Source organism: Flavihumibacter sp. UBA7668 (genome assembly GCF_002483205.1).
Lineage (GTDB): Bacteria > Bacteroidota > Bacteroidia > Chitinophagales > Chitinophagaceae > Flavihumibacter.
In genome coordinates, this window is the sequence record NZ_DLHM01000001.1 from 304,428 (window position 1) to 317,949 (window position 13,522).

At 42.3% G+C, this 13,522-nt stretch carries 9 protein-coding genes; all 9 read right to left on the reverse strand.

Annotated elements, in window-relative coordinates; all coding sequences use genetic code 11:
* Nucleotides 1-8: 8 nt before the first annotated feature.
* Genes B2746_RS01345 through B2746_RS01385 form a run of 9 tightly spaced genes read right to left on the reverse strand, consistent with a single transcriptional unit; the run spans nt 9 to nt 13,261 of the window.
* Nucleotides 9-434 (reverse strand): hypothetical protein, encoded by a 426-nt coding sequence (locus B2746_RS01345; protein ID WP_290790093.1) that lies wholly within the window; start codon nt 432-434, stop codon nt 9-11.
* Between the two features lie 5 nt (nt 435-439).
* Nucleotides 440-1,228 (reverse strand): SDR family NAD(P)-dependent oxidoreductase, encoded by a 789-nt coding sequence (locus B2746_RS01350; RefSeq protein WP_290790095.1) that lies wholly within the window; start codon nt 1,226-1,228, stop codon nt 440-442.
* On the reverse strand, nt 1,225-2,391 hold the full coding sequence (locus B2746_RS01355; protein WP_290790099.1) for a CaiB/BaiF CoA transferase family protein: 1,167 nt from the start codon (nt 2,389-2,391) through the stop codon (nt 1,225-1,227). The genes B2746_RS01350 and B2746_RS01355 overlap by 4 nt, the downstream gene beginning before the upstream one ends.
* 1 nt (nt 2,392) lies before the next feature.
* Complete coding sequence (locus B2746_RS01360; RefSeq protein WP_290790102.1) at nt 2,393-3,172, reverse strand: enoyl-CoA hydratase/isomerase family protein; 780 nt, start codon at nt 3,170-3,172, stop codon at nt 2,393-2,395.
* Nucleotides 3,138-4,307: an ABC transporter substrate-binding protein gene (locus tag B2746_RS01365; protein ID WP_290790104.1), complete on the reverse strand. Its 1,170-nt coding sequence runs from the start codon at nt 4,305-4,307 to the stop codon at nt 3,138-3,140. Before B2746_RS01365 ends, B2746_RS01360 begins: the two co-directional genes overlap by 35 nt.
* 11 nt (nt 4,308-4,318) lie before the next feature.
* Complete coding sequence (locus B2746_RS01370; protein WP_290790107.1) at nt 4,319-5,722, reverse strand: sugar porter family MFS transporter; 1,404 nt, start codon at nt 5,720-5,722, stop codon at nt 4,319-4,321.
* Nucleotides 5,719-8,598, reverse strand: coding sequence for a glycosyl hydrolase-related protein (locus B2746_RS01375; protein ID WP_290790109.1), 2,880 nt, complete (start codon nt 8,596-8,598; stop codon nt 5,719-5,721). Before B2746_RS01375 ends, B2746_RS01370 begins: the two co-directional genes overlap by 4 nt.
* A gap of 24 nt (nt 8,599-8,622) precedes the next feature.
* Nucleotides 8,623-10,113, reverse strand: a complete 1,491-nt coding sequence (locus B2746_RS01380; RefSeq protein WP_290790112.1) for a RagB/SusD family nutrient uptake outer membrane protein — start codon at nt 10,111-10,113, stop codon at nt 8,623-8,625.
* Nucleotides 10,114-10,123: 10 nt separating this feature from the next.
* Entirely contained in the window at nt 10,124-13,261 is a 3,138-nt protein-coding gene (locus B2746_RS01385) for a SusC/RagA family TonB-linked outer membrane protein (protein WP_290790115.1), read from the reverse strand.
* Nucleotides 13,262-13,522 lie beyond the last annotated feature (261 nt).

The window sequence follows — 13,522 nt, forward strand, 5'->3', positions numbered from 1 at the left end:
TTAGGTTTTTAGTTTATAATATTCTGGCACTGGTATATGCATTCGCGAAGCTCATTTCGCTGTTCATCATTTAACGGATGGTAAATAAAATCACCCAGGTGTGTATTATTTTTTTCAACAATAATCATTTCAGCGTCCTCTTGCATGGCAATGTTGTGCCAAACCATAGGAGGAATATTGTAGGTTACACCAATTTTCATATGTACACATTCGTACGTGATACGATCAGTTTCAATTGAAGCTGCAATAAGTATTGCCTGACCTTTCGTAAGCACAAATATTTCATCGGTTTGTTCATGCAGATCCAATCGGCTAATATTGTCGTAGCTGTGTTCAGGCAGGTAATTCAATTGCGCTACCTGCCAGTGATCTTTAATAAAAAAAGGATGATAACCCTGTTCATTGGTATAATATGTTTCTATCAGCGTTTGCATATTCGTCATTTTCTGGGATCATATTGAATAGTACTCTCTTTGTAACCTCCATCAATGTAGATTTCAGTACCAGTAATATAAGAGGCTAAATCGCTCGCAAGGAAGGCGCAGGTCCAGGCAACCTCTTCTGTTTTCCCCACCCGTGCTAACGGAATCCATTCATTAAACCGATGTCTGCCAAATTTTTCAATCTCGTCTTTATTCATATCCGTTTCAATGGCTCCCGGCGACACAGCAATCACTCGCACACCATCTGCCGCTAACTCCAAAGCCATACATTTGGTTAGCATATTCAGACCTGCTTTGGAACTGCAATAATGAATCAATCCCTTACGTGCCACTTTATCATGGATAGAACTGATATTCAGAATGCAGCCCTGCTGTTGGGTTTTCATCATTCTGCCGGCCAGCTGAGCTACATAAAACGCGCCTCTCAGATTTACCGAAAAAATTCGATCCCATTCTTCCAACGGCAGTTCAAGGCAGTCAGCTACCGATTCAACTCCGGCATTATTAACCAGTATATCTAAACCACCCCATCGGTTTGCCAACTCCTGAAATAAATGGTCCACTTCTGCGGGTATGCTTATATCTGCCTTAATCAAAATTGCGTCTATCTGGTAGGTGTCTTTCAAGTATTCCTTAAACTCCTCAGCGGCTGCATTTATGTGCGGAACATTTAAACAAATATTGGCACCAGAACTGGCCATTGCTTCTGCAATAGCAGCGCCAATACCCATTCCGGCCCCTGTAATAAGTACTCGTTTATTGTTCAGATCAATTTTGTTTTTCATACAGATTTTTTCAGTTTGATTTCTCGTAATATTTCATCGGTATGTTGCCCTAACAAAGGAGGAGCTGAATAAAATTTGCACGGCGTTTCACTGAATCGAACCGGAAAGCCGGTAGTTTGTACGGTGCCCGCTTCCGGATGTTCAAAATCTATGATCATCTGGTTATGTACAATTTGCGGATCATTCACCATGCCATCCAATTGATTTACATGCGAACACCAGATATCAGCGGGCAATAAAATATCCAACCATTCCTGCGTGGTTTTGTCCAAAAGCGTTTGCTGCAATAAATTAAACACCTCGTCGCGATATTCTATCTTATTATTGGTTGTGTAAGTTTCAGTATCTAACTCAGGTATATTCATCAACTGGCCAAGCTTTCGAACTGAGTTCATACCAATTGCCAAATAACTATCCTTTGTATTGTAAATTCCATAAGGTGCCCCCAACCATGGATTCGGAATGCCAGCCTGGCTTCTTTTGGGCAGGGTACCCATCGACAAAAAACTGGTTATTTCCTGGGTATGAAAAGAAATGACAGAGTTTAACAGGCAAGCTTGTATGTACTGACCCTGTCCGGTAGTAGATCTGTGATGAAGCGCAGCTAATACGGCCTGTACGATAAACAGCGCTGTCAAAAGATCAGCTTGCCCAACTGCCGTTACAACGGGCAGGTCACCATCCCTTCCATTCAAAAATGGCGTGCCTGAAATGGCCTGTGCCAGTAAATCCTGTCCCGGTCTGTCTTTATACGGTCCATCTCCCCCATACCCCGAACTGGAGCAATAAATTAAACCGGGATTTATCAACTTCATTGCCTCATATCCAATACCTAGTCTGTCCATAACACCGGGCCTGAAATTCTCTATTAAAATCGTTGAATCCGCTATCAGATCCTTAGCAGTTCGAATGCCTTCATCCGTTTTTAGATCAAGGCAAATACTTCTCTTGTTACGATTGAAACTCAGAAAGGATATGCTTTGTCCGCCTGGATAATGATTGCCATACGCATAATGCCTCATCCAGTCGCCTTTGGGAGGTTCTATTTTGATGATATCTGCACCTAAATCGCCTAACATCTGGGTTGCCCAGGGGCCCTGTGCCAGTTGGGTGAAATCAGCTACTTTCACACCCGCCAATGGTCCTGTTTTCTTCTGCTCCATCTTATTTTTTTTGGGTGAAGGATTTAATCATTTCCGCGGCAACGGGAGAACTGAACAACTCGTTAACGGAAGCTGATTCCATGTTCAGCCGGTCACTAAACCTTACGTTAGAGAGATGCGGACTGGTTAGCTCTTTTAATTTCCTGTGTGATTGTTTTGGAATTTTCAGTAGTTCATCAATCAAATCCTGTTTTCGTTCTTCCCAGTTATCAGCCACTATAACTTCTGTAATTAAATGGCGGTTGTACATTTCCGATGCATTGTATAATCGTCCCAGTAATAGCATTTCCTTAGCCACACTTAAACCGGCCAGTTGTGTGAGCCGTTGGGTACCCCCACCGCCCGGTATTAACCCAAGCTTCGCTTCAGGAAGTCCCATTTTTGCGGTGTCTTTTGCAATTCGGATATCACAGGCGAGGGCAATTTCCCAGCCGCCCCCAACTGCATAGCCGTTGATGGCAGCGATCACCGGGAAAGGTGCTGTTTCTATTAACTCATAAATTCGGGCGCTTTGTTGTTGAAAATCTAAAAAATCTGCAGCGCTAAATTTTTCATATTCCTTGATATCGGCGCCAGACATAAATGCCTTTCCGCGACCTTCCAGAATCAGCAGGCATAAAAATTCATCTGCCACCAACTCTTCCAGAATCGAAATGAATTCCTTCATAAGAAGGGTGCTCATGGCATTGTACTGTTCTGGTCTGTTAAAAAAGATCCGGGCCAGTCGGGTGTCATCCCGTTGAATCTCAATGCAGGTGAGTTTCCTGATGGCAGTGTTCATTATACAATTTGTTTATAGACTCAATTGTTGAGGCAATTGATCTGCTTGACGTAATGTGTTCAAAAACGATATCAGCTGCTTTCTCCTGGAATACATTAAAACCCGGTACTCTGGGCCTCAGGTAAGCCTGTTGCAGGGTTTTAATAGTATTAATGAAAAATCCATGGCAGAGAAAATTTGCCGATTCATTTACCCAATCGGTAACATGTGCCGACTGTCCGCCATTTTTTACATAATGGCTTTTGTAAACCGGAGGATTCAGCAAGTACTTAAGAAATGCGATTGCCTCCGTTGTACGGGTCGACTGACCGGAAACCGCAATACCTGCGCCGCCTAAAACAGACGAGTACCGTGAGCCCTGTAACTTGGGAACATTATCAAAGTGCAGCAACAGCTTTCTGAATCCCGTGCGTGCATAATTTGTGTAGCCAAACACAAATGGTGTATAAACGATCTCCTCTGTTGTACTCATATGGTCCAGTAACTGAATAGCATTCATTTCGCAGGAAGCGGGATGTAAAAAAGATTGCCATTCTTTGAGCATCAAGAGTGCTTTGGTTGCAGGCTCAGTTCGAACTCCTTTGGATGAAAAAACTTCCCCATTAGAATCCTGCGCACATAACGTTAAGAACACGCACCAGCAATCGGTTGGACATAATGCAATCGCTATTTTTTTGCCAACCGGAAGTCGTTCTGAGAATTCCTGAAGGTTCTCTAGTTTAGTAGGAAAACCAAATGTCGCATTTTCAAATGCTCCCTTATTGTAAGCTGCAACCATTGCTGCAGCATCAACAGGTAAAGCGTATAGGTTTCCATTATACCGGTAGCTTGCAAAAGAGGGGCCCACACTTAAACGCTCCTGCTCCTGTAGAAACGATGGCTCAAGGTGATCTGTCAAATTTACCAGAAGCTTATTGCTGTGTGCCTGCCCCATATAAGGATGGTCCAGCACTATTAAATCAAATCTGGCAGCCAGTTCTTCTACCGGCGTATCACCAAATTCTTTCAAACTCCGTCTGCTCCATGTTACCTTAATTCCGGTCAGTTTTTGATACTGATCACTTATGGCTTCAAGCGGCTGGTACCCTCGCGGGTGATCCCATGTAATTCCTTTCAATTGGGTAGATGATGACATAACACTTCTTTCTATGACTTGAGATGCAACGGCTTTGCAGGTTCAACCTGCTTCCAGGTTTGTTCTATTTCTTCCAGGGTTTTGCCTTTTGTTTCGGGGATATATTTTATTACAAAAAGTACCGACGGAATCATGATCAACCCATATAGCATAAATGTTGGACCTATTCCTATAGCGTCTCGCAATACCGGATAGGTTTGCGTTACAAAAGTGGACCCAAAGAAAAGAGAAAGGGTGGCAATAGACATGGCGCGTCCACGCACTGCTGTAGGATATATTTCAGCTATTACTACCCAAACCCCGGGGCCCAGTGACGCTGCAAAAACCGCAATATAAAAGATGAAGCCTGCAACCAGCAGATATTCGCTCTGATTGTTCATGAAAAAATACCCTATTAAGAATAAAGAAATGCTTAAGCCCGAGAAACCCGCAATCAGCAATGGCTTTCTTCCCCAAATGTCGATTTTCCAGATAGCCACTACCGTAAAAATCATATTAAAAAAGCCTATCACAGCAGCGGTACCCATGGCAGAATCGGTTTGAAATCCGGCTTTCTCAAAAATTGCAGGAGCATAATACATAACCGTAGTGATGCCGGCCAACTGACTTAAAAATGGTAAAACTATACCAATTACAAGAGCTAGTCTGTAACGGGGAGAAAATAACTCGCGCAAGGTTCCTTCTTTCTTACTAACAGATTCACTGATTGCAGAAGCTTCTTCCTGTGCTTTTTGTATCCCGTTAATTCTTGTTAGAATTTTCAATGCTTCCGCGGGTTGGTCTTTTGAAAATAGCCAACGCGGACTTTCGGGAACCAGCAATAGAAAAAGAAAAAACAGGATTGCAGGAACCATGTTAGATCCAAGCATTGCCCTCCATACTTCATCAATAAAATATAAATCCATCCAGTTATTGAACGGTTCACCCGTAGAAATTTTCAACAACCAGGCATTCGATAAATAGGAACACAAAATGCCCAATGTTATTGACAATTGATACAGGGAAACTAATCGACCCCTCAAATGAGCAGGAGCCATTTCAGATATAAACATCGGAGCTACCATTGCGGCAAAACCAACCCCAACGCCACCAATTATTCTAGCCCACACCAAATGGAACGGGGTGTTTGCCAGTGCACAATAAATGGCAGATACAATAAATAGCCAGGAAGATAAATACAACAGTTTTTTTCTTCCATATCGATCTGCCAGCCAGCCGGCAATTGCTGCGCCGCCCATACAACCAAGCAGTGCTGAACTCATCAGCCATCCTTCCATGGCTGCACTGAGATGAAATTGCTCTCTAAGAAAATTAATGCCCCCTGAAATTACGGCAGTATCAAATCCAAACAGGAAGCCCCCTAAACCTGCCGTTAGACAGATAAGAACCAGATAAACAGAGCCGCTCATTTTCATTTCTGTTGCTTTAAAGGGTAACGTAAACTGTACGTTTGTATGGCTTGTTTAGGGATGCTAAGTGGAAACCCAGAACCTTGTGCCGGCAGCTTTTCAAGTTCTTCCTCAATAAGATTGGTGGTACTAACAGCTTCCGCTTTCCAGGCATGCTGAAACTGAATGTTCAGCGGCTTCTCTTTCATGTTAACAATTCTTAAGATAACATCATCTGTATCGTCAGATTTTTTTACAGCAGTAATTTTTGCAAAAGGATCTGTTGTTCCGAAGAAGGAGTGAACCTGAGGCAAACGCCCTTTTTTCTGCTGATTAACACCTACCGCATACAAAGGATGATTGCTTTCAAATCCAAACTGATAACCGTTCTCCCAACCTGGCTCGTGAGATGTTATTGAAAATCTGAAGAGGTGACGACCTTTTTGATAATACCAGGGTCCTTCGCCATGACAGCTTTTCTGTGAGGTAAGTAAAACATATTGCAATACAGGATAGGAAACCGCTTCCCTGGTTGGATCAATCCAGTCAAAAACAGCCAATTGAGATGACATGGTTAAACCAAATTTAGCAGTTGAGGCGGTTACAAAATTTTGCGATTCGCGTGGATGAATTTCTTCCGGCTTCTGCCAATAGGTTCCACCCCAGGCCCAACCCTGCGGCCGCATCTGCAATTCGGAGTGCTCAACTCTAGCCATGCCCATGGGAATATCGTAGTCAATTGTAGCCTTGGGCGCCAATAGGGGCATTGCAAAGGTCAGTTGTCTGTTCTTTACTCCTTTCCAGTTTAACAAATCAATTTCAATGTCTATTTTTTTGATGGTATTATACACATAAATGCGCTGTATATAATCTACCTCATTCATTTTATAGGTTGCTTCGAAAACCGACAGCAGCTCGCCATCCTGTACCAGCTTCCAGTTTACCACGTGATTGCTAAATTTATCGTAATCGCGCATATTGGGCGGCGTCAGAATCGTGAACTCTCCGGCATCTAACCCGTCATAACCCAGATCCAATATATCTCCACCAGAAAATTTGGTGTCATTGATCAGTTCCTGCTTAAGACCCTTGTCGTAAAGGCGTTTAATACCTCCCGAACCGAGTTCAACGATATAAAACGAGTTCTCCTTTTTGTTGGAAAGAACCGGCACAAATTCTTTTGCAGCACGTTTTGTGGCTTCCATAGACATGGTGGAATATCCAATTGATGGAATTTCCTTAGCATCTATTGCGAGGTATTGTTTACCCTCTTTTTTGATAAACTGCGTAGCTACCGTTTTTCCTTCAGCAGTTTTAATTACAGATTCCTGCTGTGCTGAAGAAACGGGGAAATAAGCCAACCCATTCCGTTTCCAGGATACGTCGTTAAAAACGGCAACAGATTTATTTGATTTAGTATTGATTTCAGCTGCTATTGAACTTAGTGATTTTTTCAGCTCATTTACCGCCAGATGGTTTCCGCGTTCGAGGTAAGCCCGAAATATACTGTCAGTAATGTCTCCATTCTTACCACCCCAACCATGATCGGGATAAATAGAATAGTACCAGGCGGAATCAAATACTTTCTGCGGATACCTACTTAAATCATTACTCAACAGACCATCAATGGTGGCAAATGTTTCGGCTGCAGGCAGATGCACCGCCGACTGTCTTTTTGCCTGAATGGCTTCGTAGTGTGCAGGGCCGTGTATATAAAGCCAAAGATCCGGACGCTCACCAGAAATGGAATCAAACCTTGCCGAGGGTACATTTACCGTGCTTAAGAACTCATCAGCGGTACTATATTTTAAAACCGGAATTGCTTTGCCAGACAGTGCTACAATTTTGTTCCAGTCGCGCAGTACCTCTTCATAAAATACGGGTCCGGCTGCATCATTACTCAATACCACGGCGTAATGTGGTGGAATATTCCTACTTCTATAATATTCATTCCAGTTTTGCAGCACCTTATGCAGTTTGTCCATTGCGGTAGGCGCATCCTCATCAAAATATTTAAAGAACAACACTGCCCAGCCGTAATTACCCGGACTATAAGTAAATATTTTTGAACCATCAGGGCTATACCAGTTGAAGAATCCTTCTTTAAAGCGACTAATAAACAGATTTTTCACACCAGCCCGTGCAAGTATCTGAGGAAACTGCGGTGTTCGTGCAGGCACATCAATATTAAACGCTGTTTCTGCTGCTATTTTACCGCCGAATTCCTTTTTCATCCACTTCTTTCCGAGGTACAATTGTCTAACCAGTTGCTCGCTTGATTCGATACCCTCGTAAGGCTGGTTAAATGTTGCTCCCCAACCAAACTGACCAGACTGGTAGTTGCTAATCGCCCTTTTCGCATATGCTGCATCTTCATTTACCAGTTCAAGCAAATTGAGAGTTTGTTCCATACCAAACTTAAACTCCGGTTGTTTTTCCATAATATCCATGGCGGGTAATATGATCTTATGGATTCTTTCTTCTCTACAGGAATCTGGCGTATTCATCCAGGCGATATCCTGATGAGAGGAGGAGATGATATGGATAGTGCCTTTACCAAAATAATCCCAATCTGAAGGTATCATTGGTGTGAAGCGCTCTTCCGCTATAGCTTTTCCCTTTTGCTCAATTTTTATGTTACCCGCATTACCTATTAAGGGCAAGCGAACCAGTAAGCCGGAATCGGAAATAGTAAATGGAAGCTTTTCGTTGTTATAACTAACTGAGATACCCGCTGTGCTGCCAGCCTGCCGTATTATTGCATTGGCCAGAATTTCCTCGCCTTCTTTTACATATTTAAACGGTCTGAGATACTCTATGTATCGCTGCTGAGCGATGGTTGCCTCTGTGATAAGCATGCATAACACTACACTTAATATCCTGCTTACTGTTCGTTTGTTCACTACCATATTTTCTGCTTATTACAATTATTTCAATAATGGATTAACCTGTGTTTCAGCCAATGGGATAGGAAACCGGAGATTTGTGGTGGAAAAAACCGCGCCGCTCGGCAGGGTAAAACCAACAACATCTACAAACGTTTCAGTTGCCGGGTTCCATACTTTACCGGTTCGAACCATATCAAACCAGTGTTTTGTTTCGGCACTCAATTCCCAATAGCGCTGTTTCCAAACCTCTTCAGTAAATTGCTGTGAAGACAACCCACTTACCGGAGCAAGGCCCGCACGAGAGCGGATGGCATTCACTGCGGCATATGCATCCTGATTTGGATTTCCATCGGCAAGGTTTTGTGCTTCGGCAAAAATCAACAAGACTTCGGCGTACCGGAGCAAAGGAAAATCTTTGCCCGATTGGGGAGCCACATCCAGTTGTGCCGGATCCATAAACTTATAGATGGCCCAAGGAAATTCATAGGTATCCCCATCTACTTCAATACTATTAAAATAGAACCCCTGATTAGATTTTCCCCTTAAGTCTGTTGACGCATAGGACTCAATAAAGGCATCACTCGGAGAAAAACCTCCAAACTGAATATAGTTATTCCGCAGGAAACTTACCTCCTTTGGTAAAAAATAAACAGGATGTGACGCATCATTAATACTCTGTGTATAATTAATGCTGAATATATGTTCTGCCTGGTTATCAAAGGAAGGATTATTCAGCTTATTGAACCAGGTACTGTTTCCATCCGTCTGAAAGAGACGAAAGGTTCCGCTATTGATTACTTCCTGTGCCTTTTGTTTGGCTAATGCATATTTGTCTGTTTGATTAACCGGCTGACCTGCCATACTCAGATAGGCTTTCGCCATCAGCGTTTTAACCGCACCTACAGAAACTCTGCCTGAACCGTCTGGCCCTGCTGGCAAACTTGCTGCTTCGGCTTCCTGTAGGGAGGGTATAATTGCCTGCTCATAAATATCCTTAACCGGAGTTTTGGGCAACAACCCATCAGATGGTGTGCTGGTTGGTGTCAATTTCATAGGAACATCACCGAAAATATTAACCAGATTATAGTAGAAGTAAGCACGTAGAAAATTTGCTTCTCCCAGTAACCGGCTTTTAACAGTATTATCCATGGATATAGCCGGAATATTGGCAATAGCCAGGTTGGCTGCTTCAATTCCGGTATACGAACTGTTCCACCAACTGGATAAATAAGGACTTGCGGCATTATAGCGCAGATTGTAGAAATCGATGGTGATGGAAGATTGAGATTTGTTGATATACTGTCCGGATACTATATCCAGCATGGATGCCGCTAAATCATCATAACCGGTTTTATTATAAGGTGTGTAAATAAATGCATAGATCGCATTCACTGCAGCTTCCGCATCTTCAGGAGTTGCGTAGTATTGGTTGGTTGTAACCACTGAAAGCGGTTTTTCTTCCAACCATTTGGTACAGGAGCTAAAACTTAAGGTTCCTGCTATAAAAAGTAATATAGATGACTTTTTCATAATTGCTTAATTAAAGGGTTGCGTTAATACCAATTGTGAAGGTGCGGGGGCGGGGAGTTGAATAAAATTCAATACCCTGCGCAAAAGAGCCACCAAAAGTGCTAACCTCCGGATCATACCCTCTGAATTTTGTAGCCATGAAAAAATTCTGTACGTTTCCGTAAACTCTTAATCCTGCCAGACCTAATCCTTTCACTTTCAACTCAGGAAATGAATAGGCCAGATTGATGCTCTTACCTCTGATAAAAGACCCGTCTTCCACCCATCGGCTATCCATAAAGAAGGTAAGATCTGTTCCAAATGGATCAGCATTGGCAAGGCGCAGGCTGGGCACCGACGTATTTTGGTTTTGAGGCGTCCAGGCATCTTTCAAAATTGTTCCGTAGCTATTGGCATAATGTTGCCTGTCTTCCACCGTAAGAGTGGTGATATTCATGATTTCATTGCCCTGCCGAACCTGAATATCTGCGGTAAGTGACCAGTTTTTATATTGGAAAGAAGTTGAAAACGTAAGCTCATACTTTGGAAACATATTGCCAAGAACCATAGCATCACTATTATCGAATCTGCCATCGTCATTTACATCCAGTCGTTTGATATCACCCGGTTTTTTGCCATATCTGGCTGCTTCGTCAACTTCCTTATCACTCCAGGTTCCTGTTCTCTGGAAGCCCCAGAAGTTTCCAACGGGCTGACCAACCTGAAGTATATTCGTTTGACCCAGAAAATTCGGGCCAGGCAAGATGTCAGAATTTGTTAACCCAAGTGCAAGGATTTTATTTCGGTTTGCTGCAAGAATAACAGTATTACTCCAGGTGAAATTCTTGTTGTCAATCACCGTACCACTAAGCGCAAATTCAAGTCCGCGATTTTGAACACTTCCAATATTAGTTGTAACCGCACTATAACCCGTTACATTGCTGATGGGCACATTTAATAACAGATCAGTCGTTTTTTTGCTATAATAATCTGCCGTTAATGAAATTCGGTTATTCAGGAGAGAAAGGTCAAAACCGATATCCAGTTGAGCTGTTTGTTCCCAGCGCAAATCGTTGTTGGGCACTGTACCGGGTCCAATACCATTGACAATCTGACCATTTAGCGTAATACCATAATTTCTTACAGTTCCTAAAGAAGCATAAGGTGAAATTTCTGAATTACCCGTTACACCATAGCTTCCCCTAAGTTTAAGAAAAGAAATAAGTGAACTGTTTTCCAGGAATTTTTCCCTGGAAACGATCCAGCCAACTGCACCGGAAGGGAAAAATGCATATTTATTGTTTCCACCAAATTTGGAAGAGCCATCATACCTGCCGGTGAACGTCAGGAGATATTTATTTTTAAACGCATAATTTAACCGGCCATAATAAGAATTCAGCTTGAAGTCATAATAATTGGATTGGGGAACTCCACGTACAGAACCTGAAGAAAGGTTATTATATTGAAAATAATCCGTAGAGAAATTGGTTGCACTTGCTTCAGCGCTTTCTTCAGAGGTCTGCATCCAGGAAGCTCCGGCCACTGCATTCAGACTATGATTTAAACCGAAATTGGTAGTATAAGTAAGGTAATTTTCATTTTGCCAATAGATATTTCTGCTTGTACCTACAGATCCAACACCGCGTGTTGGCGCACCCAAATCCAATAAATCCTTACCAACATACAGATTGTTTTTTCGATTAATAACCTGAGCGGCATAGGTAGACCTGAATTCAAGCCCCTTTAACAACTTAATGTTCACAAATGTATTAGCAAGAATCTGATCGGTATTAAAAATCCATTGCATTTCATTAAGCAACCGAACCGGATTTTCTGCCGCATAAATTCCTGCTTTAAAAGCGGATCCATCTGTATTAAAACCATACCCAAAATCATTCAGCGTACTATACCTTCCATCCGGGTACTGAATGGGAAAAATGGGTAACATTTCCAGCATCATGCGCGTAACATTTTCTGCACCTACCCGGTAATCATCCACCACATTTGCCTTGGTTTGATTGTATCCCAGTTCTCCACCAACAGTAAGCCAGGGACGGATATTAATTTCACTGTTATATCTGGCTGTAAACTTTTTATAGTATGTATTCTTGATTATACCCTGATCATCCTGATAACCCAGGAACAACCCATTTTTAGATTTCGCAGTACCCTGTGTCATAGAAACAAAGTGCCTGTGCGATAAAGAGTTTCTTGTTGCAGCATCCTGCCAGTTGGTATTATATTTTGGTGTACCATTAGCATTGAACAGATCAGGATAATCTGTTGCAAGATCAGGTACCGGACCGCGATCCGGATTATATTCCCAGGCACGTTTGAACCAGTCCACATAACCATTTGCATCCAGCATATCTACTTTCCTGGCAACCTTGTTTACACTTAAATTACCGTCATACTGGACTTTGAAATCACCATTTTTAGCTTTTTTCGTGGTTACAATAATAACCCCGTTGGCACCTCTGGATCCATAAATGGCAGTAGAGGACGCGTCTTTCAGCACATCAATAGCTTCAATGTCTGATGGATTGAGCATCTGAAAATCTGCGCCAACAATTCCGTCAATCACAAACAAAGGAGCATTGGATGCAGAGATAGAATTAAACCCGCGCAGGTTCACAGATAACTTTCCTCCCGGGCGACCCGAATTATTGTAAATGTTTAATCCCGGTACCTGGCCAGATAAGGCATCCAGCGGGTTGGAGGTAACTCTGTCTGCAAGTTTGGTTGATTTCACAGTTGAAACAGATCCGGTGAGATCGGATTTTTTCTGCGTACCATATCCAATTACAACAACTTCGCCCAAGGAACTTGCAGCTGTTTCCATTAACACCTTAACAGGCTCATTAGAATTTATACTAATCTCTTGCGTGCCATAACCAGTCATGCTGATTATTATCACTGCGGCATTTTGGTCAGAAAGCACCAATGAAAAATATCCATTATCATCTGTTAAGGTTGCGTTTTGGGTATTTTTTTGTTGTACGGATGCCCCGGTAAGCGGACCCGCTTTATCTCTCACCGTTCCTGTAATTGTTTTGGAGCCAGTTGCCTGCTGGCTAAATCCGTTGGTTGCTGATAGCAATAGCGCCCAAAGCAGAAAAGTACGGATTAAATAAAGAGCGTTTTTTATCATCCATCTTGTTTGTTTCATCACTAAAGAATTAAAGAAGTTTAAAATATAGACAATACGATTTACCAGAAAGTGCGTACACTTTCATTACCCGGGAGGTATAAAATCAAATTTTTCTACAACTTGAGATGGCTGATTAGTCTGGAGTCAGACTTTGTAATTTTTTGTACATGGCAGTCGTTTTGTAATGAATAAAAGCAAGGTTCAGTATTTCAAAAGTAGCGTTAATGAATTTTATAAACTACAAGCCATTTAACTAGTATTTCAAGTATTTTAATCATT

What these genes read in the sequence shown, in the direction of transcription:
- B2746_RS01360 (WP_290790102.1), bottom strand. Translation starts at nt 3,172, where the DNA reads ATGAACACTGCCATCAGGAAACTCACCTGCATTGAGATTCAACGGGAT.
- B2746_RS01370 (WP_290790107.1), bottom strand. Translation starts at nt 5,722, where the DNA reads ATGAAAATGAGCGGCTCTGTTTATCTGGTTCTTATCTGTCTAACGGCA.
- B2746_RS01385 (WP_290790115.1), bottom strand. Translation starts at nt 13,261, where the DNA reads ATGAAACAAACAAGATGGATGATAAAAAACGCTCTTTATTTAATCCGT.
- B2746_RS01350 (WP_290790095.1), bottom strand. Translation starts at nt 1,228, where the DNA reads ATGAAAAACAAAATTGATCTGAACAATAAACGAGTACTTATTACAGGG.
- B2746_RS01365 (WP_290790104.1), bottom strand. Translation starts at nt 4,307, where the DNA reads ATGTCATCATCTACCCAATTGAAAGGAATTACATGGGATCACCCGCGA.
- B2746_RS01345 (WP_290790093.1), bottom strand. Translation starts at nt 434, where the DNA reads ATGCAAACGCTGATAGAAACATATTATACCAATGAACAGGGTTATCAT.
- B2746_RS01355 (WP_290790099.1), bottom strand. Translation starts at nt 2,391, where the DNA reads ATGGAGCAGAAGAAAACAGGACCATTGGCGGGTGTGAAAGTAGCTGAT.
- B2746_RS01380 (WP_290790112.1), bottom strand. Translation starts at nt 10,113, where the DNA reads ATGAAAAAGTCATCTATATTACTTTTTATAGCAGGAACCTTAAGTTTT.